The sequence below is a fragment of the Neorhizobium sp. P1_A6 genome (genome assembly GCF_056406795.1).
This window is the reverse complement of record NZ_JBFTZM010000020.1, coordinates 44,885-70,956: the sequence shown is the minus strand read 5'-3', so window position 1 is coordinate 70,956 and position 26,072 is coordinate 44,885. Positions and strand designations below refer to the sequence as shown.

Sequence of the window (26,072 nt, the reverse complement as noted above, 5' to 3'; positions counted from 1 at the left end):
CGGGCTTATCTCGTCGGAAGATAGGCTTCGGCAAGCTCTACCCAGAAGCTGGTTCCGATCGGCAGCGCGTCGTCGTTGAAGTCGAAACGGGGGTGGTGCAGCGGCGGGTCGCTGTCGGTGCGCCTGGTGCCGAGCAGGAAATAGGTGCCCGGCCGCTCCGCCAGCATATAGGCGAAGTCCTCGGCACCCATGGACGGGCGGGGCAGATCGATGACCTTGTCCTCGCCGACGACGCGGCGGGCGAGGTCGCGGACGAAATCCGTTTCCGCCTTGTGATTGATGGTCGCCTCGTAACCCCGCTTGTAATCGAGCGTGACGCTCATGCCGTAACTGGCGGCCTGGCCTTCGGCGACCATCCGGATGCGCCTTTCCAGCTCGTTGCGGACGTCCGGATCGAAGGAGCGGATGGTGAGCAGCATTTCCGCCCGCTCCGGAATGACGTTGCTCGCCATGCCGGCATGGAAAGCGCCGACGGTGATCACCATCTGGTCGAGCGGGTGGATGTTGCGCGAGGCGATCGTCTGCAGCGCCATGATGATGCTCGCGCCGCAGACGATCGGATCCGATGTATCCTGCGGCTCGGCGCCATGGCCGCCGCGGCCATTGACCGTGATGCGGCATTCGTCGACCGCCGCCATCATCGGGCCTTCCTTTACGCCGATCTGGCCGAAGGGCAGGCTGGGGTCGTTGTGCAGCCCGAACACGGCATCGCAGGGGAAACGCTCGAAGAGGCCGTCCTCGATCATCAACCGGGCGCCGCCGAAATTTTCCTCCGCCGGCTGGAAGATCAGGTGGATCGTGCCATCGAAATTCCTCCTCTCGGCAAGGATCCTGGCCGCGCCCAGCAACATCGCGGTGTGGCCGTCATGGCCGCAGGCGTGCATCAGGCCTTTGTTCCTGCTGGCATATTCCGCACCGGTTTCTTCCTCGATCGGCAGCGCATCCATATCGGCTCGGATGCCGATCGACCGGCCGCTGGTGCCGTTCTTCAAGGTGGCGACAACGCCCGTCTTGCCGAGGCCGCGGGTGACTTCATATCCGAGACCGATGAGCTGAGCGGCGACGAAATCGGATGTGTTGAACTCCGACAGGCCGAGTTCCGGATGTTGATGAAGGTAACGGCGAGTGGCCACCACTTCGGCCATATAGTTGGAAAACTGGATCGTCATCGTTCAAAACACCGAAGGTTCGATTGGACCGGTCGCGGGCACGACGAGATCGCCCTTGCGTCCACGATGAATATCAGCCGGGCCTCCGGAAGGTAAACCCTTGCCGATTAAATTTCGCCGTTCCCGCTACCGCAAGGCGCTCGGACAGGCCCGCCGCGCCGGCTCGAAATTCATCGCGTTATCAATGGGGTGCTTCCGTTCAGGTTCCATTCAGGCGAGCCTCGATAGAGCCGGAACATGTGTCAATCCGCAGGAAGTGAGCAATAGATTTCAGTCAGTCGTTTGCAATATCCGGACTGCTCTCTATTTCCCATCCTCGCGGGTTTGCATCCGGCTGGTCACCATAATCCAAATGATGACTGGCGCTTCCGATGCAGGCCGAGTAAGGCGAGGCCGACAAACCCTTAAAGTTTTCAGCAGAAGCCCGTATCCATGTCATTTCACACTCCGCCGTCAGCTTCCTCGCGCGAAACCGAAGCCAAGCAGATCGATCATAACGACTCGATCCGCTCGACCTATTTCAACATCGATGCATTGCGGGAATGCGGCGAGAAACTCGGCAAGGAGGGCACCTCCAGCCTGCCGGGCTTGATGGCGTTCGAGTTCTTCAAGCGGCATGAGGAGAACGAGAAGGAAATCCTTCGGGTCTATCGGGCGACGGCTACCGATGTCGATGCCGGCGCGTCGATCACGCCCGCCGCAGAATGGCTGCTCGACAACTATTACATCGTCGAAGAGGCGATCCAGGAAGTCCGCCGCGACTTCCCGAAGAAATTCTTCCGCCAGTTGCCGACGATGACGGTCGGCGGCCAGGAATTGCCGCGCGTCCTGGCGCTCGCCTGGCTCTACGTCGCCCATACCCACAGCAGCATTTCCCGCGAAGCGCTGGCCTCCATGGTCCAGGGTTTCCAGGTCAAGGAACCGCTCGAGATCGGTGAACTCTGGGCGCTGCCCTCGTTCATCCGTTTCGTGCTGATCGAGAACCTGCGCCGCATCGCCACCCGTGTCGATCGCTCGCGCAACATGCGCCGCCGCGCCAACGAGACGGCCGACGAGATCATCCGCCTCAATAACGAGGAGGCGAGCGCCGATGTCCTGAAGGGCATCGAGAACCTGACGAACGACAACACGTTCACGGCGCAATTCCTCTATCGCCTTCGCAATGCCTCGCAGACCTCGGGTTTTGCCGTCGCCTGGCTGGAGCAGCGTCTCGAACAGGCAGACACCGGCGTCGAAGAGGTGATGCTCGCCGAACAGAACCGTCTGTCGTCCGGCAACGTGACGATGGGCAACATCATCAAGAGCCTGCGCGAGATCGACGACACGGAGTGGAGCGTCTGGTTCGAAGACGTCTCGCAGATCGACAAGATCTTCCGCGAGCGCACCGACTATCAGGCGCTCGATTTCGGTTCGCGCAACGCCTATCGCAACCGTATCGAACAGATCGCCCGCCGCTCCCGCAAGAGCGAGGCCGAGGTGGCGGAAGCCGCCATCCAGCTCGCCGAAAAGGCGTCTGCGGAAGAAAATGCCGATCCGCGCGAGACCAATGTCGGCGCTTTCGTCGTCGGCCGCCGCCGCCGGGAGCTGGAAGCGGCAGTCGGCTACGATCTGCTGTTCGTCCAGAAATTTGTCCGCCTCGTCCGCCGCCTCAACTGGTTTGCGATCGCCGGCCCGGTCATCCTGATCACCGTTCTCGCCATGGCGATTGCCGGCTGGTTCCTGGTGCAGGCGGATATTCCGCTGCCGGTCGTCTTCTGCTTCCTGCTGATGTTTGCACTGCCGGCTTCCGAAGGCGCGACCGGCCTGTTCAATACGCTGGTGACCTATGTGGTGAGGCCAGCCCGGCTGGTCGGCTACGAGTTCAAGGAGGGCATTCCGGAAGCGGCAAGAACGCTGGTTGCCGTACCCTGCCTGATCACCGATCGCGATACCGTGGACGAACTCGTCCGCAACCTCGAGGTCCATTATCTCGCCAATCACCACGGTGAAATCTACTTCTCTCTGCTCAGCGACTGGCGCGACAGCAAGTTCGAAGAGACCGATACCGACCTCGAAATCCTCGACTATGCGAAGCGCGAGATCGCAGCGCTCAACGCCAAGTATGGGGAGGATGACAAGGCGCGCTTCTATCTGCTGCATCGCCGCCGCCTGTTCAATCCCGCCGAAGGCGCATGGATGGGCTGGGAGCGCAAGCGCGGCAAGCTGCATGAGCTCAACATGTTGCTGCGCGGTGATCGCGACACCAGCTATCTTCCGGGTGCCAATATCGTTCCGCCGGACGTCCAATACGTCATGACGCTCGATGCCGATACGCGCCTGATGCGCGATGCGGTGACCAAGCTCGTCGGCAAGATGCACCACCCGATCAACCAGCCGGTGCTCGATCCGAAAACCAATCGCGTCATCCACGGCTATGGTCTGATGCAGCCGCGCGTGACGCCGTCGCTGACGACTGGCAAGGAAGCCTCGGTCTTCCAGCGCGTCTTCTCCGTCGGCCGCGGTCTCGACCCGTACGTCTTCACCGTCTCCGACGTCTACCAGGACCTGACCGGCGAAGGCAGCTTCACCGGCAAGGGCCTCTATCACGTCGATGCCTTTGAGGCCTCGCTCAAGGGCCGGATCGATGAGAATTCGGTTCTCTCGCATGACCTTCTCGAAGGTTCGTTCGCACGCTGCGCTCTCGTGACCGACGTGGAACTGGTCGAAGACTTTCCGGTCCGCTACGAGGTCGAGGTTTCGCGTCAGCATCGCTGGGCTCGTGGCGACTGGCAGCTCCTGCCCTACATCCTTGATCCGAAGCGGGGCGTGACTGCGCTTGGCCGCTGGAAGATGATCGACAACCTGCGCCGGTCGCTGACCCCGATCGCCTGGTTCTTCGCTTCCGTGCTCGGCTGGTACTTCATGGATCCGCTCGGCGCGCTGATCTGGCAGATCCTGCTGATCTTCTCGCTGTTCGTCGCTCCGACTCTCAGCCTGGTCACCGGCCTGCTGCCGAGTTCCACCGATATCGTTCCCGGCGCGCATTTCTATTCCGTCTGGTCGGACATGCGTTCCGCCAATGCGCAGGTCGCGCTCCGCGTCGTCTTCATCGCGGATTCCGCCTGCATCATGACCGACGCGATCGCCCGGTCTCTCTACCGCCTGTTCTTCAGCCGCAAGCTGATGCTGGAATGGCGCACCGCCGCCTCGATCCAGTCGAGCGCGCAAGGAAGCCCGCAGGATTATTACAAGACGATGTGGCATGCGCCGGCAATCGCCGTGCTCAGCATCATCCTGTCGGCCATGCCGGGCGACAATGCATTCCTGGTCGGTATTCCGTTCGCCGTGTTGTGGATCTTCTCACCGCTCGTCGCCTGGTACGTTAGCCAGTCGGCTGAGACCGAAGATCGGTTGTTCGTGCCGGAACCGGTGTCGGTCGAACTGCGCAAGATCGCCCGCCGCACCTGGCGGTATTTCGAGACTTTCGTGACCGCGGAGCAGAACTACCTGCCGCCGGACAATTTCCAGGAGAGGCCGAACCCGGTCATCGCCAAGCGCACGTCGCCGACCAATATCGGCGTCTACCTGCTGTCGACGATCTCGGCGCGGCATTTCGGCTGGATCAGCTTCACCGACACGATCGAGCGCATCGAGCAGACGATCTCTGCGGTTGAAAGAGCCGACAAGTTCCGCGGCCACATGTACAACTGGTATCATACCGACACCCTGCAGCCGCTGATGCCGCGCTACGTCTCGTCGGTCGACAGCGGCAACTTCGCCGGCCATCTGATTGCCATCTCGTCGGCGTTGCGCATCTGGGCCGAGGCCCCTTCCGCGCACCTTCAGGGCAATCTCGACGGCATCGGCGACGTCTGCGGCATTCTGGCCGAAACGCTGAAGGCCCTGCCGGACGACCGCAAGACCGTGCGCCCGCTGCGTCGCCGTCTGGAGGAGCGTATCGCCGGCTTCGGCAATGCGCTTGCCGCGGTCAAGCGCGAGCATGAATTCGCCTCGATCCGGATCATCAACCTCGCCGTGCTGGCCCGCGACATCCAGAAGCTCGCAGTCAACCTCGATCAGGAAGTCCGCTCGACCCAGAGCGACGAAGTTACCCGCTGGTCGGCGTCTCTCGTCGCCGCCTGCGAGGCGCATATCGCCGATAGCGTCTTCGACAATGCCAATATCGAATCGCTGCGGGAGCGGCTCGGCGTGCTGCGCGACCGAACCCGCAGCCTCGCTTTCGCGATGGATTTCAGCTTCCTGTTCCGCAAGGAGCGCCGCCTTCTGTCGATCGGCTATCGGGTCGAGACCAACGAGATCGACGAGGCCTGCTATGACCTTCTCGCATCCGAAGCGCGTCTGACCAGCCTTTTCGGGATCGCCAAGGGCGACCTGCCGACCGAGCACTGGTACAAGCTCGGCCGCCAGGTGGTGCCGATCGGCGCGCGAGGCGCGCTGGTCTCCTGGTCCGGCTCAATGTTCGAATACCTCATGCCGCCGCTCGTCATGCAGGAGCGTCAGGGGGGCATTCTCAACCAGACCAACAATCTGATCGTCAAGGAACAGATGAACCACGGCCGCCGCCTCGGCACGCCATGGGGCATCTCGGAAGCGGCATTCAATGCTCTCGACCATCAGATGTATTATCAATATTCGAACTTCGGCGTGCCGACGCTCGGCCTCAAGCGCGGTCTCGGGCAGAACGCCGTCATCGCCCCCTATGCGTCGATCCTGGCCAGCCAGTACGACCCGATCGCGGCCTCTGAAAACCTCACCGAACTGCGCTCGCTCGGAGCGCTCGGGGTGTTCGGTTTCTACGATGCGGTGGATTTCACGCCGACCCGCGTGCCGGAAGGCAAGCGCTACGCGGTAGTGTTCAACTATTATGCCCACCACCACGGCATGTCGATCGCCGCGATCGCCAACGTCGTGATGAACGGCCTGCTGCGCGAGCTCTTCCATTCCGACCCGACCATCGAGGCTGCCGAACTGCTGCTGCAGGAAAAGGCGCCGCGCGACATTCCGGTGATGAGCGCCAAGCACGAAGAAACCCCCGGCAAGGGCCAGGGCGAACTGTTGCGTTCGGAAATCCGCACCATCACCAACCCGGCCACCAAAGACCGCGAGCTGGCGCTGCTTTCCAACGGTCACTACTCGGTCATGCTCACCGCGACCGGCTCGGGATATTCCCGCTGGAACGGACTGTCGGTCGCCCGCTGGAAACCCGACCCGACCGAAGATCGCTGGGGCCAGTTCCTGTTCCTGCGCGATACAACGAACGGCGAATGGTGGTCCGCCACCGCCGAACCGCGTCGTATCGAAGGCGAAAAGACCAGGGCGATCTTTTCCGACGAACGGGCTGAATTCCACAAGACGGTCGGCGACCTCACGAGCACGGTCGAATGCATCGTTGCCAGCGAACACGATGCCGAAGGCCGCCGCCTGACGCTGCTCAACATGGGTACCGAGGACCGCTTCATCGAAGTGACGTCCTATATGGAACCCGTGCTGACCAGCGAGGACGACGACAACGCCCACCCGGTCTTCCAGCGGATGTTCGTCCGCACCGAAATCGGCCGCCGCGGCGACGTCATCCGCGCTTGGCGCAACAAGCGGGCGCCGAACGAACCGGACATGATCATCGCCCATCTCGCGGCTGACAATGCCGGTTCGGCCCGGCCGACCGAATTCGAGACCGACCGCCGCAAGTTCCTCGGCCGCGGCCGCACGCTTTCGGAAGCTGCAGCCTTCGATCCCGGCGCGACCCTGTCGGGCACCGACGGCTTCACCCTCGATCCCATCCTGTCGCTGCGCCGCGTCGTGCGCGTGCCGGCCGGCAAGAAGGTGAGCGTGATCTTCTGGACGATCGCGGCACCCGGGCGCGAAGAACTCGACCAGGCGATCGAACGTTATCGCCATCCGGACGCCTTCCAGACCGAGCTCACGCAGGCCTGGACGCGCACCCAGGTGCAGATGCGCCACCTCGGCGTCTCTTCGCAGGATGCGGCGGCGTTCCAGCACCTGGCGCGCTACCTCATCTATCCGGACATGCAGCTTCGCGCCGACCAGGCGACCATACACGCGGGCATGCAGCCGCAGTCGTCGCTCTGGCCGTCGTCGGTTTCCGGCGACTTCCCGATCTTCACGCTGCGTATCAACGATGACAACGACATGCCGGTCGCCAAGGAGGCGATGAGCGCCCAGGAATATCTGCGCTCGCGCGGCGTCGTCACTGACCTCGTGATCTTCAACGAGCGGGCGGCTTCCTATGCGCAGGAAATGCAGCAGGCGCTGGAACATCTCTCGGAGAACTCCCGCCGCCTCAGTCAGCAGGAGGGCCAGCGCCAGCACGTCTTCTCGCTGCGCCGTGACATCATGGACGACGAGGGTTCGGAAGGCCTGATCGCCGCATCCCGCGTGGTTCTGCACGCCCGCAACGGCAAGATCAGCGACCAGCTCAACCGCACGGCAACGATCTTCGCGCCGCCGAAGGACCAGCAGATCGAGATCGACCGCCGTCCGCTGCTCAACGGCGAGATCTTCCAGCCCGCCGCTCCGATCGAGGCACCGGCGGATCTCGACTTCTGGAACGGTTTCGGCGGTTTCACCAAGGACGGCAGCGAATATGTGGTGCGCCTGCACGGCGGCCAGTCGACGCCGCAGCCGTGGATCAACATCATCTCGAACGATAAGTTCGGCTTCCACATTTCGGCGGAAGGTTCGGGCTTCACCTGGGCCAAGAACTCCCGCGACTATCAGCTGACGGCCTGGACCAACGATATGGTCATCAACCGTCCCGGCGAGGCGTTCTACGTCGCCGACCGGGATAGCGGCGCGGTCATGACGCCTTTCGCGGTTCTGTCGCGCAAGCCGGAGGTCAAGTTCGAAACCCGCCACGGCCTTGGCTACTCCGTCTTCTCGAGCGAAGAAGAAGGCCTGAAGATCAGGCTGACCCAGACGGTCGACAGGACACGGGCCGCAAAGCTCTCGTCCATCCTCCTCCATAACGGCGGCTCCGAAACCCGCAGGCTGCGTATCTACGGTTACGTGGAATGGCTGCTGGGCGCCAATCCGGCCCGGTCCATCCCGTTCATCCTCTCCAGCCGCGACGAGGAGACGGGGACGCTTTTCGCCACCAATTCCTACAGCATCGACTACCGCCGTTTTGCCTTCATGGGCATGAAGGAGACGCCGGTCGGCTTCACGGCGAGCCGCCGCGAATTCATCGGCCGTTTCGGCTCGGTCCAGATGCCGGCGGCGGTGATGTCCGCTTCGGCGCTGAGCAACGCCCTCGATCTCGACGGCGACCCTTGCGCGGCGCTCGCCTATGACATCGAGCTTGCCCCGGGCGAAGAGAAGACGGTCACCTTCTATCTCGGCGATGCCGATACCAAGGAAGAGGCTCAGGCGCTGGTCGCCCAGCTGCGCGGCGAGGAGTTCACTCCGATCCTCAAGGCGAACCGCGACTTCTGGACCGGCTTCACCGGCCGTCTGAAGATCTCGACGCCGGACAAGTCGCTCGACAACATGGTCAACCACTGGCTGCCCTACCAGGCGCTCGGCTGCCGCATCATGGCCCGCACAGCCTTCTACCAGGCATCCGGCGCGTTCGGGTTCCGCGACCAGCTGCAGGATACCTTGGCCTTCCTGGTGCACGAGCCGTCGCTCGCCCGTCGTCAGATCGTCAATGCGGCCTCGCGGCAATTCAAGGAAGGCGACGTGCTGCATTGGTGGCTGCCCGGCTCCGGCGCCGGTGTCCGGACGATGATCTCCGACGACGTCGTCTGGCTCGCCTACGGTATCCACCAGTATGTCTCGGTCACCGGCGATGCATCGCTGCTCGACGAGGAACTGGCGTTCATCGACGGTCCGGTGCTCGAAAAGAACAAGCACGACTCCTTCTTCCAGCCGACGGTGTCGACCGAGACCGCAACCGTCTACGAACATGCGGCAAGGGCGCTGGACCTGGCGATCACGCGCACTGGCGACAAGGGCCTGCCGCTCATCCTCGGCGGCGACTGGAACGACGGCATGAACCGCGTCGGCATCGGCGGCCGCGGCATGAGCGTCTGGCTCGGCTGGTTCCTGGCCGCGGCACTGCGCAACTTCCTGCCCTATGCGGAGGCCCGTAAGGACAAGAAGCGCATCCAGCGCTGGACCGACCATATCGAAACGCTGAAGCAGGCGCTCGAAAAGGCAGGCTGGGACGGCACCTACTACCGGCGCGGTTATTTCGACGACGGTTCTGCGCTCGGCTCGAGCACCAGCGACGAATGCCGGATCGACTCGCTCGCCCAGTCCTGGAGTGTGCTCTCGGGCGAAGGCGATCCGGAGCGTGCCGCCCAGGCGATGGATGCGGTGCTCGAAAAGCTGGTCGACAGCCAGGCCGGCATCATCCGCCTGTTCACGCCGCCGTTCCAGGATACCCGCAAGGACCCGGGCTATATCAAGGCCTATCCGCCGGGTGTTCGTGAAAACGGCGGCCAATATACCCATGCAGCGATCTGGGTCGTGCTGGCGCTGGCAGCGCTGAAACGGGGCGACGACGCCTGGAAGTGCTTCCAGATGCTGAACCCGATCAACCACGCGCTCGATCACGATGCGGCCGAGACCTATCGCGTCGAACCCTATGTGGTCGCGGCCGATGTCTATGGTCACGGTTCCCATACCGGCCGCGGCGGCTGGACCTGGTATACGGGTTCTGCGGGCTGGCTCTATCGTGCGGCCACCGAGGGCATCCTCGGCATCCGCCGTCAGGGCGACCGGTTGTTCGTCAATCCGGCGCTGCCGACCGATTGGAATGGCTTTACCGCCGAACTGACCATCGACGACACGGTGCACAAGATCACCGTCGAAGGCGACAAGGTCACGATCGACGGTCAGGCGGTCAATGAGACGGAAGGTTTCCTTCTCGACGGAGCCGCTGCGAAGCGGCTGCCGGAACCGGCCGATAGCTGAGATCCCCGATCATCGGAAACAGACAAAAAAAACCCGCCGCCATGCGAATGGCGGCGGGTTTTTTCGTTGGGCTTCGGGATCGACCGACTTCGGGATCGACTGGTCAGGCGGGCTGGGCCTCCGATGTCGTGTGATCCTTCGCTTCGTCGTCGGTCAGGATGCCGCTTGCCTTCAGCAGCGAGGCAAAACGTCCTCCGCTCTCGCTGAGTTCGTCATAGCTGCCCATCTCGGCGACGCGGCCGTTCTCGAGGAAGATCACCTTGTTCGCATCGCGAACGGTCGAAAGCCGGTGGGCGATGATGAAGGTGGTGCGGTTCTCGCGAAGGCGGTCGATGGCCGTCTTGACGCGAGCCTCGGTCTCGACGTCCAGCGCACTGGTCGCCTCGTCGAGGACAAGGATCGGCGCATTCTTGAGGATGGCGCGGGCAATGGCGATGCGCTGGCGCTCGCCGCCGGATAAGCGGTTGCCGCGCTCGCCGACAGGCGTCTCATAGCCGTTCAACCGGGTTTCGATGAACTCGGCGGCTGCGGCGGCTTCCGCCGCCTTGGCGATTTCCTCTTCACTCGCCCCTTCGCGGCCGAGGCGGATGTTTTCGCTGATCGACCGGTTCAGGAGACCCGCGTCCTGGAAGACGGTGGCGATGGAATGGCGCAGTGATTTCCGCGTCACCTTGCCGATATCGACGCCATCGATGAGGATCTTGCCTTCCTGGGGATCGTAGACACGCTGCAGGAGGTTGATAAGCGTCGTCTTGCCGGCACCGGTCGGGCCGACGATGGCAACCGTCTCCCCGGCCTTTGCGGTGAAGGAGACGTTGTGGACGCCCTGGCTCGTACTGGCGAAACCGAAGGAGACGTCGCGGAATTCCACCTCGCCGCGAACCTCGCCGAGGTCGGCGGCATCGGCCGGCTCGGCACGCTCTTCGACGGAATCCTCAAGGGTGAAGAAGTCTTCGAGCTTGGCGCGCGCTTCGAAAATCTGGGTCGCGAACTGGCGCAGCAGATCGAGACGGCCGATCAGCAGGTTGGCGAAGCCGATGAAGGCCACGACATCGCCGACCCGGATTTCGCCCCGCTGGACCAGAAGCGTACCGATGACGAGGATGACGCCCATGGAAACCGTCGAGGCAGTACGGTTGAGCGCGCCCGCCAAGGCCCACCAGTCGAGCACCGGATATTGGGCTGCGAGCAAATCTTTAGTATAGTCCTTGAGCGCCAGGGTCTCGGCTTCGATGCGGTTATAGCTGTGCAGCACCGACACGTTGCTGATCGCGTCGCTCACATGCGAGAAGACAGTGTGGTAGTGGTTCTCGACCGAGGCCTGGCCCTCCTTGGTGCGGTTCATCACCGTAACGCCGATGATCCAGTAGAGGATGCTCAGCACCAAAAGGACGAGGCTCAGTCGCCAATCCATGGAGATTGCGGTCGGGATCAGCAGAACAAGCGCCACTGCGGTGGCGAGGTGAGTGCGCATGAATTCGAGCCACAGGCCGAACAGGCTCTCTGCGGCACGCAGCAGGGTATGCAGCGCATTGGAGGTGCCGCGGGTGTGGTGCCAGGCAAGCGGCATGGAGATGATGCGTCCGAAAGCCTCGGTCAGCAGCGACGCGCGTCGACCATGGGCGAGCCTGTCGGCCTCGCGGGAGACAAGCACGTAGGCGACGGTATTGAAGACGCCGAAACCGGCCCATAAAATCAAGACCGGAGTAACAGTGCCGCCGGATGAAATGGCGTCGATGATGCGTCCGAACAGGATCGGTTCGGCAATGGTGATGACGGCCAGCACGATATTGGCGACGACGACGGCACCGACGCGCCATTTGTTCTTGGCCAGATATCTGAGGGCTCGTGCGTAAACCTGGAACAGYGTCAACTGGCGCAACCTTTTTCATGTGGAGCCGCCATGGCAGCGGCATCGGTAATCTAATGATCGTAAACGGCAATTCCGCGACGGATGCCGGAGATAATACCCTTCTGCCAGAAATGTTTCATGGAGAGCAAGACTTCCCGTATTCGGTGTCTCGAACCAGTTCACAGCTTCTCACAGAAAGCCGTCAAGGGCTAGATTTCGCGGTATACCTTCAACGAATGATAACTATGCTAATCGATTGTGAATAAGGGAAGTCACTGAAATTTAATACAAAGAAAAGAAGCGCCCGGAAAGAGCGCGGCGGGAGCAAGTCGTGAACATTCAGCTGGTCGTGCAACTCTTGGTACTCGTCGGGGAAGTCAAGACCGAGGCGGAGCTGACGGCTCAGCTCGAATCTCTGCTGAAAGCCTATGGCTTCGAATATTACGGACTGGTTATCCGGCCACGCTCTCACCAGGGGCCGGCAGGCTTGTCCCTCGCCGAACGCTGGCCGGAAGGTTGGCAGGAAATCTACGAGAGCCGCAAATACGTGCTGGTCGACCCGACCATCCGGATGCTCAGCATCGGGCAAAGACACTTCCGCTGGCGGGACGCAGTCCTCAGGCTCCGCAACGATCCGCACCGGCAGCGCATGCAGCGGATGATGCAGGAGGGGATACGTTACGGTCTTCAGGACGGCTATATGTTTCCGATCCATGGCCGCAACGGCTTGCTCGGCAACATGACCATCGGCGGGCGCCCCGTCGATCTTTCGCCCGCTGAAACGGCGCTGTTCGATGCCGCCGCCAAGAGGACGTTCTGGCGCTTTCTGGAGCTGCGCGGGCAGGCAGAAGAACTGGAAGCTGTCGCAAAAGTCGATACCCAGCTTACCCGCCGCGAGATGGAAGTCATCGTGCTGCTGGCCGAGGGCCTGACCTCCAACGAGATTGCAAAGTCGCTCGATATCTCCAGCCACACGGTCGACTGGTACATCAACGGGCTTCAGGAGAAGCTGCGCGCCAAGAACCGCCAGCATGTCGTCGCTTCGACGTTCCGCCTCGGTCTCGTCACCTAGAAACCAGCCCCCATTCGTCCGACATAAATTTGTCATCCGGCCTTCCGATAAATTGCGCTTGCTTGATTAAGACGATACTGATTTCTTTGCAGTGCAGCATTTTTCTCGATGGCGCGTGGGGAGATCCGTCTTGTCGATTTCGAAGATACTGGTTGCCAATCGTTCGGAGATCGCCATTCGCGTCTTCCGTGCCGCCAACGAGCTTGGCATCAAAACCGTTGCGATCTGGGCGGAGGAGGACAAGCTCTCGCTGCATCGGTTCAAGGCCGACGAGAGTTATCAGGTCGGTCGCGGCCCGCATCTTTCCAAGGATATGGGGCCGATCGAGAGCTATCTGTCCATTCCGGAAGTCATCCGCGTCGCCAAGCTTTCCGGCGCCGATGCCATCCATCCGGGATACGGCCTTTTGTCGGAAAGCCCGGAATTCGTCGAGGCGTGCAACGAGGCAGGCATCATCTTCATCGGCCCGCGGCCGGATACAATGCGCCAGCTCGGCAACAAGGTTGCGGCCCGCAATCTCGCCATCTCGGTCGGCGTGCCGGTGGTGCCGGCAACGGAGCCGCTGCCGGACGATATGGCGGTCGTTGCGAAGATGGCCGAGGAGATCGGTTATCCGGTGATGCTGAAGGCGTCCTGGGGCGGCGGCGGGCGCGGCATGCGCGCCATCCGCGATCCGAAGGATCTCGCCAAGGAAGTCGTGGAAGCCAAGCGCGAGGCGATGGCCGCCTTCGGCAAGGACGAAGTCTATCTCGAAAAGCTGGTCGAGCGTGCCCGCCACGTGGAGAGCCAGGTGCTCGGCGATACGCACGGCAACGTCGTGCACCTCTTCGAGCGCGATTGTTCGATCCAGCGCCGCAACCAGAAGGTCGTCGAACGCGCCCCGGCACCCTATCTTTCGGAAGAGCAGCGGGCGGAGCTTGCCGCCTATTCGCTGAAGATCGCGGCGGCGACCAATTATGTCGGTGCCGGCACGGTCGAGTACCTGATGGATGCCGATACCGGCAAATTCTACTTCATCGAGGTGAACCCGCGCATTCAGGTCGAACACACGGTGACCGAAGTCGTCACCGGCATCGACATCGTCAAGGCGCAGATCCATATCCTCGAAGGTTTTGCGATCGGCACGCCCGAATCCGGTGTGCCGGCTCAAGCTGACATCCGTCTCCACGGCCACGCGCTGCAATGCCGGATCACCACCGAGGATCCGGAACATAATTTCATCCCGGATTACGGCCGCATCACCGCCTACCGTTCGGCGGCCGGTTTCGGCATCCGCCTCGACGGCGGCACGGCCTATTCGGGCGCGGTGATCACCCGCTATTACGATCCGCTGCTGGTCAAGGTGACGGCCGCCGGCTCGACGCCGCAGGAAGCGATCAGCCGGATGGATCGTGCTCTGCGCGAATTCCGCATCCGCGGCGTGGCGACCAATCTCACCTTCCTCGAAGCAATCATCGGCCACCCGAAATTCCGCGACAACACCTATACGACGCGGTTCATCGATACGACGCCGGAACTGTTCGAGCAGGTGAAGCGGCAGGACCGCGCCACCAAGCTCTTGACCTACCTCGCCGACGTCACCGTCAACGGCCATCCGGAAACCAAAGGCCGGCCGGTGCCATCCGAACATAGCGCCAAACCGGTGCTGCCCTATATCAACGGCCCGGTCCCGGACGGGACCAAGCAGCTTCTCGACACGCTCGGGCCGAAAAAGTTCGGCGAATGGATGCGCAACGAAAAGCGCGTGCTGATGACCGACACCACGATGCGCGACGGTCATCAGTCGCTGCTGGCCACCCGCATGCGCACCTATGACATCGCGCGGGTCGCCGGCGTCTATGCGCGGGCGCTGCCGAACCTGTTCTCGCTCGAATGCTGGGGCGGCGCGACCTTCGACGTTTCCATGCGCTTCCTCACCGAAGACCCGTGGGAACGCCTGGCAATGATCCGCGAGGATGCGCCGAACCTGCTGCTGCAGATGCTTTTGCGCGGCGCCAACGGGGTTGGCTACAAGAACTATCCCGACAACGTCGTCAAATTTTTCGTCGCCCAGGCCGCCAGGGGCGGCATCGACCTCTTCCGTGTCTTCGACTGCCTCAACTGGGTTGAGAACATGCGCGTCTCGATGGATGCGATCAACGAAGAGAATAGGCTCTGCGAGGCGGCGATCTGCTATACGGGCGACCTCCTGAACTCCGCGCGCCCCAAATACGACCTCAAATATTACGTCTCGCTGGCCGAAGAGCTGGAGAAGGCGGGCGCCCATATCATCGCGCTGAAGGACATGGCCGGCCTCTTGAAGCCGGCTGCCGCGCGGGTGCTGTTCAAGGCGCTGCGCGAGGCGACCTCGTTGCCGATCCATTTCCACACCCACGACACGTCCGGCATCTCGGCCGCGACCGTGCTTGCTGCGGTGGACGCGGGCGTCGACGCGGTCGATGCGGCAATGGATGCGGTGTCCGGCAATACCTCGCAGCCCTGCCTCGGCTCGATCGTCGAGGCCCTGTCCGGTTCCGAGCGCGACCCGGGCCTTGATCCGGAATGGATCCGCCGCATCTCCTTCTATTGGGAAGCGGTGCGCGGCCAATATGCGGCCTTCGAAAGCGACCTCAAGGGGCCGGCCTCGGAAGTCTATCTGCACGAGATGCCGGGCGGCCAGTTCACCAACCTCAAGGAACAGGCCCGCTCGCTCGGGCTTGAAACCCGCTGGCACAAGGTCGCCCAGACCTATGCGGACGTGAACCAGATGTTCGGCGACATCGTCAAGGTGACGCCGTCCTCCAAGGTGGTCGGCGACATGGCGCTGATGATGGTCTCCCAGGACCTCACCGTCGCCGACGTCGAAAACCCGGCGAAGGATATTGCTTTCCCGGATTCGGTCGTATCGATGCTGAAGGGCGATCTCGGCCAGCCTCCCGGCGGCTGGCCGCAGGCGCTGCAGAAAAAGGCGCTGAAGGGCGAGGCGCCCTACACGGCGGTGCCCGGTTCGCTTCTGCCGCCTGCTGATCTTGCTGCGGAGCGCAAGGTCATCGAGGACAAGCTGGAACGCAAGATCGACGACTTCGAGTTTGCCTCCTACCTGATGTATCCGAAGGTGTTCACCGACTTCGCGCTGGCTTCGGACACTTACGGCCCGGTCTCGGTACTGCCGACGCATGCCTATTTCTACGGGCTGAAGGACGGCGAGGAACTGTTCGCCGACATCGAGCGAGGCAAGACGCTTGTTGTCGTCAACCAGGCGATGAGCGGCACGGATGCGCAGGGCATGGTCACAGTGTTYTTCGAACTCAACGGCCAGCCGCGCCGCATCAAGGTGCCGGACAGGGCGCATGGGGCTTCCGGCAGTGCGGTGCGCCGCAAGGCCGACATCGGCAATGCCGCTCATCTCGGCGCGCCGATGCCCGGTGTCATCTCTCGCGTCTTCGCGACGACCGGCCAAGCCGTGAAAGCCGGCGACGTGCTGCTCTCCATCGAGGCGATGAAGATGGAAACCGCGCTGCATGCGGAAAAAGACGGCACCGTGGCCGAAGTCCTCGTCAAGGCCGGCGACCAGATCGACGCCAAGGATCTGCTGATCGTTTATGGCGGCTGAACTCAGCCGCCTTACCCCAGGGCCCGGACTTTCCGGCCGAGCCCTTCGTCCAAAATGATCGCGAGGCCGACGCAATCGTTCAGGATTGCGCCGATGTCTCGCGCTGGCTCGCGACGACAGGGCACGGCCGCGGACATTTTTTCCGCGTTGCAGGTTTCGCCTCGATACAATTTGTGAGAGGGAGGGTTTCTTCGCGGCGTTGCAAATTCAATCGATTTAAATATGTTCGCGACGATCGAAAGGAACCTATCCATGGACAGTCGCGCACCCTCAAACGCTTCCTCCAGCTCCCGAGCTTTCTTTACCCGCGAAAGGGCGGGCGTGTCGCTGCTCTTCCTGATGAACGGCTTCATGATCGGCGCCTGGGCACCGAAAATCCCGGAATTTGCGAGCCGCCTGGGCTTGAGCGAAAGCTCGCTAGGGCTGATGATCCTGACGTTCGGTCTCGGATCGCTGCTGATGATGCCGCTTGCCGGCAGCCAGATCGCCCGCTTCGGATCGAGCCAGGTCTCCAAATACACCTCGGTGCTTTTGACGCCGACATTGCTCCTTCTTACCTGGGTTGGCAGCATCTGGTCAGGGGCCGTGGCAATCTTCCTGTTCGGCGGCTTGATCGGGGCCATGGACGTGGCGATGAATGCCAATGCCGTATCGGTCGAGAAAAGCATGCGCCGGGCGATCATGTCGTCCTGCCACGCCTTCTGGAGCCTCGGCGGTTTGATCGGCTCGTCGACGGGCGGTTTCCTGATCGAACATATCGGCGTTTCCGCGCATGCCATCCTGGTCACGGTGCTGGCCGCGGTGATGATCATTGCTGCCTGGCCGACCGTTTTGCATGATGCGCCGCATCCGGACGAAGCCAAGCACGGCGGAAGCCGCCTGCCGCTTTCGCCGCTGCCATGGCTGATCGGCATCATGGCGCTGTTCTGCATGATCCCCGAAGGCGCGATCCTCGATTGGGGCGCGCTTTACCTCCGTAACGAGTTGGCGGCTTCGGTCACGCTCTCCGGCTTCGCGTTCGCCGCGTTCTCGCTCACCATGGCTGCGATGCGTTTTGCCGGCGACCTGATCCGCGACCGTTTTGGCGCTGTGAAGACGCTGCGGGTCTGCGCCGTCATCTCGATCTTCGGCCTGCTGCTGATCGGCTTTGCCCAGAATGCGCCGATGGCGATCGCCGGTTTTGCGCTGACGGGCATCGGCATTTCCAATATCGTGCCGATCGCGTTTTCGGCAGCCGGCAACCTGCCGGGAATGGCGGCCGGCGTCGGCCTCTCGGTGGTCACGACCATGGGCTATTCCGGCATCCTGGTCGCTCCATCGGCGATCGGCTTCATCGCCGAACACACGGGGCTGGCGGCGATCTTTGCCGGGCTTTCGGCGCTCATCATCGTGGTGCTGGTCCTCTCGCCCTTGGCCAGACATGCCGACACGGCGCATCATTAGGTCCGTCAGCCTGCCGGGCTGGAACGGGAAAGGCCGGTGCGATAAAGTGAGTGTCGCAGCGGTTGACAAGCCGCAAGCCATACGCCACCTGAAAGACGCTTCATTCCCAAGGCGACGAGACTTCCGATGACCGCACCCATCGATTACGATCCGAAACCGCGCCGCGCCACGGTCGCCGTCGATGTCGGCGGCGTCATCGTCGGCGGAGGTGCGCCTGTCGTCGTGCAGTCGATGACCAATACCGATACCGCCGATATCGACGCAACGGTCGCCCAGGTCGCGGCGCTCCACAAGGCAGGCTCCGAGCTGGTGCGCATCACCGTCGACCGCGACGAGAGTGCCGCCGCGGTGCCAAAAATCCGCGAGCGGCTGCTGCGTCTCGGCATGGACGTGCCGCTGATCGGCGACTTCCATTATATCGGCCATAAGCTGCTCGCCGACCATCCGGCCTGCGCCGAGGCGCTGGCGAAATATCGCATCAATCCCGGCAATGTCGGTTTCAAGGACAAGAAGGACAAGCAGTTCGCCGACATCATCGAGATGGCGATCCGCTACGACAAGCCTGTCCGTATCGGCGTCAACTGGGGTTCGCTCGACCAGGACCTGCTGACCACGCTGATGGACCGCAACGCGGCAGACGGTTCGCCGCTGTCAGCCCGCCAGGTCATGCATGAGGCGATCGTCCAGTCTGCGTTGATTTCCGCCGAGCTTGCCGAGCAGATCGGCCTGCCGCGCAACCGCATCATCCTGTCGGCCAAGGTCAGCCAGGTGCAGGACCTGATCGCCGTCTATTCCATGCTCACAGAGCGCTCCAACCACGCGCTGCATCTCGGCCTCACCGAAGCCGGCATGGGCTCCAAGGGCATCGTCGCCTCGTCGGCGGCCATGGGTTACGTGCTGCAGCACGGGATCGGCGACACGATCCGCGTTTCGCTGACGCCGGAGCCGAACGGCGACCGTACCCGCGAAGTGCAGGTGGCGCAGGAACTGCTGCAGGTCATGGGTTTTCGCCAGTTCGTTCCCGTCGTCGCCGCCTGTCCGGGCTGCGGGCGGACGACCTCGACGGTGTTCCAGGAGCTTGCCCAGAACATCCAGAACGACCTGCGCAAGAACATGCCGGTCTGGCGCGAGAAATATCCGGGCGTCGAAGCGCTCAACGTCGCGGTCATGGGCTGCATCGTCAACGGTCCGGGCGAGAGCAAACATGCCGATATCGGCATTTCGTTGCCGGGGACCGGGGAAACGCCGGCTGCGCCTGTGTTCATCGACGGCAAGAAGGCGCTGACCCTGCGCGGCGTGAACATCGCCGCCGATTTCGAGAAGCTCGTCATCGACTATATCGAGCAGCGTTTTGGCCAGCGCACGGCTGTCGAATAAACCATGAGCCGATACTGGTCGCCGATCGTCAGCCGGCTTTCGCCCTATGTCGCGGGCGAGCAGCCGCGCATCCAGAACCTCGTAAAGCTGAATACCAACGAGAACCCCTACGGGCCCTCTCCGAAGGCCATCGCCGCAGTCCAGGCGGCGGCGGATGATGCCCTGCGGCTTTATCCCGATCCGTCGGCGACGGCATTGCGCGAAGCGATCGCTGCACGTTTCGGCGTGCAGGCGGATCAGGTCTTTATCGGCAACGGTTCGGACGAGGTGCTGGCGCACACGTTCCAGGCGCTCTTGAAGCATGACAAGCCGCTGCTCTATCCGGACATCACTTACAGCTTCTATCCGACCTATAGCCGGCTCTACGATATCGACGTCGTCGAGATCCCGCTCGATGAGGGCTTCCGGGTCCTGCTTGCCGACTACGACCGGCCCTGTGGCGCGATCATCATTCCGAACCCGAATGCACCGACCGGAATCGGCCTGGCTCTCTCGGAGATCGAGGCGCTGGTTGCCGCGCATCTCGACTTGCCGGTCGTGGTGGACGAGGCCTATATCGATTTCGGGGGCGAGACGGCTGCCGGCCTGATTGCCCGCTATCCAAATCTCCTCGTCATCCAGACGCTGTCGAAATCCCGCTCATTGGCGGGGATGCGCGTCGGTTTTGCGCTCGGCCAGCGGCATCTGATCGATGCCCTGGAACGGGTGAAGGACAGCTTCAATTCCTACCCGCTCGACCGCCTGGCGCAGGTTGCCGCGACGGCTGCGATCGAGGATGCCGAATGGTTCGAGACCTGCCGGCAGAAGATCATCGCGACGCGCGACCGCGTCAGCGGCGAATTGCAGGCGATGGGTTTCGATGTACTGCCGTCGCAGGCGAACTTCATCTTCGCCAGGCATCCGGCTCTATCGGGCGCCGCAGTCTATTCGGCCTTGCGGGCGCAGGGCGTGCTGGTGCGCCACTGGAACAAGCCGCGCATAAACGACTATCTGCGCATCTCGATCGGCACGGATGCCGAATGTGACCGGCTGCTGGACGTCTTGAAGACCCTGCCCGCCGCCGGCTGATCGCGGCTCTTCTTTCGCTGCATCGGATCTCTTTGCGGAGTGTCTTGATCGGCCCGGTTCCGGCCGTCCTTGTGGTCAATGACGAAGATATGCCGGCCTCCTCGCTATTGCCGCAATTCATGGTAAATGAGGTTGCACCACTGACGACGGGGACATCGATTTACATGCTCAAGAAAATTGCAATCGTCGCACTTTGCGCGACCTATCTTTCCGCCTGCACCACGACCGACCCCTATACTGGGGAACAGAAGATTTCCAACACCACTGGCGGCGCCGCCATAGGTGCCGGCCTTGGCGCACTTGCCGGCGGCTTGACCGGCGGACGCCATGCGGGCCGCAATGCGCTGATCGGTGCCGGTATCGGCGCGCTCGCCGGTGGCGGCATCGGCGCCTACATGGACAATCAGGAAGCGGAACTGCGCGCCCAGCTGCAGGGCACCGGTGTTTCCGTGACTCGCGTCGGCGACCGCATCATCCTCAACATGCCGTCGAACATCACATTTGCCACGGATCAGGACCAGGTCATCCCGCCGTTCTACCGGACGCTGGATTCCGTCGCGATCGTGCTGAACAAGTTCAACCGCACTCTGATCGACGTCAACGGCCATACGGACTCGACCGGCAGCCTGCAGCATAACCAGGCGCTTTCGGAACGCCGTGCCGCTTCCGTCGCGAACTATCTCGGCAGCCGTGGTGTGGACCAGCGTCGCATGTCGACGATGGGCTTCGGGCCGTCGCAGCCGGTTGCCACCAACGCGACCTCGGACGGCCGCGCCCAGAACCGCCGCGTCGAAGTGGCAATCGCGCCGATCACCCAGGGCTGATCATAAAAGTCTGATGAAAGGCGAGCCGCTCAGATGCGGCTCGTCAGCAGCTTCAGGCCGGCGACGCTATAGAAAACCGCCATCGTGCCTTCGACCCAGCGTCGTGCGGCCTTGTAGCCGCGCAGCGCATGGGATGTCGAAAACACCATCGCATAGGTCGTGAAGATCAGCAGGCTCGAGCTCATGCAGACGCCGATGATCAAAAGGATCGCCGAGGTCGGCGCATTTTCCGGCAGGCCGAGCGAAATGATCGCCAGCCATGCAAAGATAGCCTTCGGATTGGTGACGTGGACCGCGTAGCCGCGCAGCCAGAGCTGGCGGGCGGTGTAGTTGGTTTTCGCATTGCCGAGAGCGACCTTGGAATCCGGCAGGCGCGCGGATTTGTAGGCCTTCCAGGCCAGATAGATCAGGTAGATGCCGCCAAGGACCTTCATGATCTCCAGCGCGATCGCATAGTTGCGCAGCAAGGCCGCGAGACCGAGAGCTGCCGCCGTCGCCCAGGTGAGCGAACCGCTGGCGATGCCGAGCGCGGTGATCAGGCCGGCGCGGCGGCCTTGGGAGATCGAGGTGCCGATGATCGCGAAATTGGCCGGGCCGGGGCTCGCGACGTTGATGACATAGGCGACGTAGGCCGGCCACATGTAGGGCAGATAGCTGAGGGCGTCCGGCATTCTCGTTTCCTATCCCTGTTTAGTTTTCCCGGCTGGCGATGAAGCGCGCCGTCTCCTGCAGAACGGACGCCTTTTCGCCGTAGGGCGCAAGCAGTTCCACGGCTTCGGCCGTCAAAGCATCCAGCCGGTCCTCCGCCCAGCCGATGCCATGCAGGGCGACGAGGGTGCCCTTGCCGCGGCCGGCGTCCTTTCCGGTCGCCTTGCCCATGGTTTCGGCATCCGAAGTCAGGTCGAGCAGATCGTCGGCGAGTTGGAAGGCAAGGCCGATCTTCTGGCCGAACAGCCGCAGCCGCTGGCGATGTTCCGGCTCAGAGCCGGCGACGATCGCGCCCGCCTCGCAGGCAAACCGCAGCAGCGCACCTGTTTTCATCGCCTGCAATGTGGTGATCCCGGCCTCGTCGGGCGGCGATTTTTCCGCGGCGAGATCGAGCGCCTGGCCACCCGCCATGCCGCCGGGACCTGCGGCGCGGGCAAGCGACAGCACGAGTTCCGTTTTCAGCCGGTCGGCCAGCGGGGTTTCCGGCGCGGCGATGATGTCGAAGGCATAGGTCAGCAGGCTGTCGCCGGCAAGGATGGCGGTCGCTTCGTCAAAAGCCTTGTGGACGGTCGGCTGGCCACGGCGCAGGTCGTCGTCGTCCATGGCAGGCAGGTCGTCGTGGATCAACGAATAACAATGCAGGCATTCGAGCGCAACGCCGACCCGAAGTGCCGCATCGGCGGGGCCGCCAAGCAGGGCCGCGCTCTCGCGGACGAGAAAGGGCCTCAGCCGCTTCCCGCCGTTCAGCGATCCATGCCGCATGGCGGCCATCAGATGCGCCGGGCGGGTCGTCTCGTCGGAAAGAGGGGTATCGGACAGGAGAGACGAAAGCAGCGCTCCCGTCTCGGCGGCGCTCTGCCGCAGGCGTGTTTCGAATGCCGTTTTCGCGTCCGTCATGGCCGCTGTTTGGCATGCCGATGGTTGGCTGGCAACGGCGATTCACCCAGACATGCGAAGTTTTCGGCGCCGGACTCGCCTTGGCCACGTTGAGCGGTTATGAAACTCAAAACGAGGGACGAGTGGGATATTGGACTTCACACCCGAACAGCAGGTGCAGGAGGAGGAGCCCGTGAGGGCCGGCTGGAGACGGCGCCCGGTTTCGGGCAATCTGATCCGCCGGATCGTGCTGATCGCGATCGCGCTGGTGCTCACGCCCTATCTACTGATCTTCGTTTACATGCTTCCGTTCACCCGCCCCGTTTCGACGCTAATGCTGTCGGAACTGGCGCTGTTTCGTGGATACGACCGGCGCTGGGTGAGCCTCGACCAGATCTCGCCCAATCTCGTCCGTTCGGTGATGATGTCGGAAGACGGCCAGTTCTGTTTTCATGGTGGCGTCGACTGGAACCAGATGCGCGGCGTGGTCGAGGATGCCCTCGACGGTGAGGCGACGCGGGGCGCCAGCACCATTCCGATGCAGACCGCCAAGAACCTGTTCCTCTGGAACGGCCGCTCGTTCATCCGAAAGGGGCTGGAGCTGCCGCTGGCGCTCGGCGCAGACCTCGTCTGGTCGAAACGTCGGATGATGGAGATTTATCTCAATATCGCCGAATGGGGGCCGGGTATCTATGGCGCGGAGGCAGCGGCGCAATATCATTTCAAGGTGCCGGCCTCGAAACTGAGCGCCCGGCAGGCGGCACTTCTGGCCGTAGCACTTCCCAATCCGATCACGCGGGTCGCCAGCAAACCGAGCCGCGGCGTTCAGCAACTGGCCGTGCTCGTCGAGCGCCGGGCGCGGGGATCCGGCGATTACATCAAATGCATTTATGATTGAGGTCTATCGATTTCATTGGTCGTCTTCCGGCAAGGCCATTATGAGGCTCATAAACCAACCGGAGAGTGACCCGTGGAAAAGCTTATCCTTTATATCGGCAACAAGAATTATTCCTCCTGGTCCTTCCGCCCCTGGATCGCGCTGACGGCAGCCGGTATTCCCTTCGAGGAAGTGCTGATCCCCTTCGATTTCCCGGCCGGCAATCCGAAATTCAAGCCGATCTCACCGACCGGCAAGGTGCCGGTGCTGCATCAAGGCGATATTTGCGTTTGGGAATCGCTTTCGATCATCGAATACGCCGCCGAGCTTTTCCCGGACAAGGGCATCTGGCCGAAGGCTGCCGCCGACCGCGCGGTGGCGCGTTCCGTCTCGACGGAGATGATTTCCGGCTTCGGCGCGCTGCGCAACGCCTGTCCGATGAACATGCGCCGTCCGAAGGCGAGGCTCGCTGTCGCCGACGGCGTGATGGACGATGTCGCTCGCATCGAGACGATCTGGCGCGAGCTCCGGGCAAAATCCGGCGGCCCCTTCCTGTTCGGCGAATTCTCCGGAGCGGATGCGATGTTCGCGCCTGTCGTCAGCCGTTTTGACGTCTACGATCTCACGACGGATCCGGAAACGCTCGCCTATATCGCGGCAATGAAATCGCATCCGGCTTGGCTCAAGTGGCAGGACGCAGCCCTTGCCGAAACCTGGATCGTGCCGGAAGACGAAGTTTGAGCGGGAATTCCGAAAAAATAGGCTTGGGGACTGGTCAAAGCCCTGGGGGGCATGTATAAGCCGCCCAAATTTCCGAGATCGAGACATGTCCAATCGGCCTCAGTTCCGGCCGGGGATTATGTTTTGCACGCAAGTGGAGTAATCAAAATGGCTGTACCGAAGAGAAAAACGAGCCCGTCGAAGCGCGGTATGCGCCGCTCCGCAGACGCACTCAAGGCTCCGACCTATATCGAAGACAAGAACTCCGGCGAACTGCGCCGTCCGCACCATGTCGATCTGAAGACCGGCATGTATCGCGGTCGCCAGGTTCTGACGCCGAAGGAAAGCGCATAAGCGTTCCTAGGTTCTATTGCATCGAAGGCCGGCTCTGCCGGCCTTTTTTGTTGCGCGAAGACTTGTTTTGTTGCGCGAAGACTTGCGAAAGCAGGGCAAGCACGTACAGTCCGGCCACGTCGACTGGAGTCCGAGACCATGCTTGCCGCATTGCCGCTGATGATCATCCCGTTCATTCTCTACAATCTCGCCATGCTTGGCATTCTGGGTGGCGGCGGGGTCGCGTCGCTCGGCAACGTCATCAGCTCGCTTCAGATGCTCTCAGGTGCCGTCTGGACCATGACGCTCGGCGACGTGATCATCGTCATCTCGCTGGTCTTCCTGTTCGTGGAAATCCTCAAAGCAAGCCGCAACGGCCGCGGTTCTTTGATCAACCACATGCTGTCGATGCTGGTCTTCATCGCCTATCTGGTGGAATTCCTGCTGGTGCGGGATGCCGCGACGCAGATCTTCTTCATCCTGATGACGATCACTTTCGTCGACGTCATCGGCGGCTTTGCGGTAGCAATCCGCTCGGCCGGCCGCGACGTGTCGATCGGGCTCTAGGCGCCCTTCAGGTCAGAGATTATCGAGGCGGCTCTGCAGGTTGCGGAGCTGTTCCTTCAACTCGTCGATATCCTTGGCGTCGGTCTTCTTGGCGGCAGGCGCCTGGGGCTGCCCCGCAAACGGCGAGAACATCTGCATGGCCTGGCGGAACATGTCCGTGTTGCGGCGCACCTGTTCTTCCATCATCTGGATCGGCATCTGCAGGTTCTTGCTGAGCGGCGTATCGCCGAAAGCACGCGTCATCTGTTCGCGCATCTGAACCTGCTGGTCCGTAAAAGCCTTCATCGAGTGTTCGAGGAAGGTCGGAACCACCATCTGCATCTGGTCGCCGTAATAGGAAATCAGCTGCCGCAGGAAGGAAATCGGCAGCAGCGTGTTGCCGGTCTTGGACTCCTGCTCGAAGATGATCTGCGTCAGAACCGAATGGGTAATATCGTCGCCGCTCTTGGCGTCCTGAACGGTGAATTCCTCGCCCTTCTTCACCATCTTCGCCAGGTCTTCCAGCGTCACGTAAGTGCTGGTGCCTGTGTTGTAGAGGCGCCTGTTGGCATATTTCTTGATTATGATTTCGCCTTCGGTCTTCGCCATGATTGCCTCCTGCTCCCGTCAATATGGTTTGGTCATTATCGATTGGCATGCTTCTCCCAACAGGAATGT

16 protein-coding genes are annotated in these 26,072 nt (G+C 62.3%); 11 read left to right on the top strand and 5 right to left on the bottom strand.

Annotated elements, in window-relative coordinates; genetic code table 11:
- Nucleotides 1–5 precede the first annotated feature (5 nt).
- Complete coding sequence (locus AC1D3C_RS26830) at nt 6–1,169, bottom strand: M20 aminoacylase family protein (protein ID WP_247033965.1); 1,164 nt, start codon at nt 1,167–1,169, stop codon at nt 6–8.
- A 432-nt stretch (nt 1,170–1,601) separates the two neighbouring features.
- Here AC1D3C_RS26830 and AC1D3C_RS26825 point away from each other — a divergent pair, with 432 nt between their 5' ends.
- Nucleotides 1,602–10,106 carry a glycoside hydrolase family 94 protein gene (locus AC1D3C_RS26825; RefSeq protein ID WP_477485014.1) on the top strand — a complete coding sequence of 2,835 codons (8,505 nt, stop codon included), beginning with the start codon at nt 1,602–1,604 and terminating at the stop codon, nt 10,104–10,106.
- Nucleotides 10,107–10,209: 103 nt separating this feature from the next.
- Here the strand turns inward: AC1D3C_RS26825 and AC1D3C_RS26820 are convergent, their stop codons facing one another.
- Nucleotides 10,210–11,979 (bottom strand): glucan ABC transporter ATP-binding protein/ permease, encoded by a 1,770-nt coding sequence (locus AC1D3C_RS26820; RefSeq protein WP_038546831.1) that lies wholly within the window; start codon nt 11,977–11,979, stop codon nt 10,210–10,212.
- A 310-nt stretch (nt 11,980–12,289) separates the two neighbouring features.
- Between AC1D3C_RS26820 and AC1D3C_RS26815 the strand changes: the two genes are divergently transcribed.
- From AC1D3C_RS26815 to AC1D3C_RS26790, 6 genes are all read left to right on the top strand, one after another.
- On the top strand, nt 12,290–13,030 hold the full coding sequence (locus AC1D3C_RS26815) for a LuxR family transcriptional regulator (RefSeq protein ID WP_477485013.1): 741 nt from the start codon (nt 12,290–12,292) through the stop codon (nt 13,028–13,030).
- A gap of 130 nt (nt 13,031–13,160) precedes the next feature.
- Nucleotides 13,161–16,622 carry a pyruvate carboxylase gene (gene pyc / locus AC1D3C_RS26810; protein WP_477485012.1) on the top strand — a complete coding sequence of 1,154 codons (3,462 nt, stop codon included), beginning with the start codon at nt 13,161–13,163 and terminating at the stop codon, nt 16,620–16,622.
- Between the two features lie 252 nt (nt 16,623–16,874).
- Nucleotides 16,875–18,065: an MFS transporter gene (locus AC1D3C_RS26805; RefSeq protein ID WP_477485011.1), complete on the top strand. Its 1,191-nt coding sequence runs from the start codon at nt 16,875–16,877 to the stop codon at nt 18,063–18,065.
- Nucleotides 18,066–18,191: 126 nt separating this feature from the next.
- Nucleotides 18,192–19,442, top strand: a complete 1,251-nt coding sequence (gene ispG, locus AC1D3C_RS26800) for a flavodoxin-dependent (E)-4-hydroxy-3-methylbut-2-enyl-diphosphate synthase (RefSeq protein WP_477485010.1) — start codon at nt 18,192–18,194, stop codon at nt 19,440–19,442.
- A 3-nt stretch (nt 19,443–19,445) separates the two neighbouring features.
- Complete coding sequence (gene hisC / locus AC1D3C_RS26795) at nt 19,446–20,510, top strand: histidinol-phosphate transaminase (protein ID WP_477485009.1); 1,065 nt, start codon at nt 19,446–19,448, stop codon at nt 20,508–20,510.
- A gap of 164 nt (nt 20,511–20,674) precedes the next feature.
- Nucleotides 20,675–21,334, top strand: coding sequence for a YiaD family glycine zipper/OmpA-like lipoprotein (locus AC1D3C_RS26790; protein WP_477485008.1), 660 nt, complete (start codon nt 20,675–20,677; stop codon nt 21,332–21,334).
- A gap of 29 nt (nt 21,335–21,363) precedes the next feature.
- On the opposite strand, the gene AC1D3C_RS26785 is transcribed toward AC1D3C_RS26790, so the two are convergent.
- The gene (locus AC1D3C_RS26785; RefSeq protein ID WP_477485007.1) at nt 21,364–22,005 is read right to left on the bottom strand and encodes a LysE family translocator; all 642 of its coding nucleotides are present in this window, start codon (nt 22,003–22,005) and stop codon (nt 21,364–21,366) included.
- A 19-nt stretch (nt 22,006–22,024) separates the two neighbouring features.
- On the bottom strand, nt 22,025–22,939 hold the full coding sequence (locus AC1D3C_RS26780; protein ID WP_477485006.1) for a polyprenyl synthetase family protein: 915 nt from the start codon (nt 22,937–22,939) through the stop codon (nt 22,025–22,027).
- A gap of 130 nt (nt 22,940–23,069) precedes the next feature.
- Between AC1D3C_RS26780 and mtgA the strand changes: the two genes are divergently transcribed.
- The 4 genes from mtgA to AC1D3C_RS26760 all read left to right on the top strand — a co-directional run bounded on the left by mtgA (nt 23,070) and on the right by AC1D3C_RS26760 (nt 25,415).
- Complete coding sequence (gene mtgA / locus AC1D3C_RS26775; protein ID WP_477485005.1) at nt 23,070–23,816, top strand: monofunctional biosynthetic peptidoglycan transglycosylase; 747 nt, start codon at nt 23,070–23,072, stop codon at nt 23,814–23,816.
- A gap of 72 nt (nt 23,817–23,888) precedes the next feature.
- A complete protein-coding gene (locus tag AC1D3C_RS26770) occupies nt 23,889–24,536 on the top strand; it encodes a glutathione S-transferase family protein (protein ID WP_477485004.1) in 648 nt (215 codons plus the stop codon).
- A 147-nt stretch (nt 24,537–24,683) separates the two neighbouring features.
- The gene (gene rpmF / locus AC1D3C_RS26765; protein ID WP_038546808.1) at nt 24,684–24,869 is read left to right on the top strand and encodes a 50S ribosomal protein L32; all 186 of its coding nucleotides are present in this window, start codon (nt 24,684–24,686) and stop codon (nt 24,867–24,869) included.
- Nucleotides 24,870–25,007: 138 nt separating this feature from the next.
- Nucleotides 25,008–25,415: a hypothetical protein gene (locus AC1D3C_RS26760; RefSeq protein ID WP_477485003.1), complete on the top strand. Its 408-nt coding sequence runs from the start codon at nt 25,008–25,010 to the stop codon at nt 25,413–25,415.
- A 12-nt stretch (nt 25,416–25,427) separates the two neighbouring features.
- On the opposite strand, the gene phaR is transcribed toward AC1D3C_RS26760, so the two are convergent.
- On the bottom strand, nt 25,428–26,003 hold the full coding sequence (phaR, locus tag AC1D3C_RS26755; RefSeq protein ID WP_038546804.1) for a polyhydroxyalkanoate synthesis repressor PhaR: 576 nt from the start codon (nt 26,001–26,003) through the stop codon (nt 25,428–25,430).
- Nucleotides 26,004–26,072 lie beyond the last annotated feature (69 nt).

What these genes read in the sequence shown, in the direction of transcription:
- AC1D3C_RS26825 (WP_477485014.1), top strand. Translation starts at nt 1,602, where the DNA reads ATGTCATTTCACACTCCGCCGTCAGCTTCCTCGCGCGAAACCGAAGCC.
- AC1D3C_RS26785 (WP_477485007.1), bottom strand. Translation starts at nt 22,005, where the DNA reads ATGCCGGACGCCCTCAGCTATCTGCCCTACATGTGGCCGGCCTACGTC.
- AC1D3C_RS26760 (WP_477485003.1), top strand. Translation starts at nt 25,008, where the DNA reads ATGCTTGCCGCATTGCCGCTGATGATCATCCCGTTCATTCTCTACAAT.
- AC1D3C_RS26805 (WP_477485011.1), top strand. Translation starts at nt 16,875, where the DNA reads ATGGACAGTCGCGCACCCTCAAACGCTTCCTCCAGCTCCCGAGCTTTC.
- hisC (WP_477485009.1), top strand. Translation starts at nt 19,446, where the DNA reads ATGAGCCGATACTGGTCGCCGATCGTCAGCCGGCTTTCGCCCTATGTC.
- phaR (WP_038546804.1), bottom strand. Translation starts at nt 26,003, where the DNA reads ATGGCGAAGACCGAAGGCGAAATCATAATCAAGAAATATGCCAACAGG.
- AC1D3C_RS26780 (WP_477485006.1), bottom strand. Translation starts at nt 22,939, where the DNA reads ATGACGGACGCGAAAACGGCATTCGAAACACGCCTGCGGCAGAGCGCC.
- AC1D3C_RS26790 (WP_477485008.1), top strand. Translation starts at nt 20,675, where the DNA reads ATGCTCAAGAAAATTGCAATCGTCGCACTTTGCGCGACCTATCTTTCC.
- AC1D3C_RS26830 (WP_247033965.1), bottom strand. Translation starts at nt 1,169, where the DNA reads ATGACGATCCAGTTTTCCAACTATATGGCCGAAGTGGTGGCCACTCGC.
- ispG (WP_477485010.1), top strand. Translation starts at nt 18,192, where the DNA reads ATGACCGCACCCATCGATTACGATCCGAAACCGCGCCGCGCCACGGTC.
- rpmF (WP_038546808.1), top strand. Translation starts at nt 24,684, where the DNA reads ATGGCTGTACCGAAGAGAAAAACGAGCCCGTCGAAGCGCGGTATGCGC.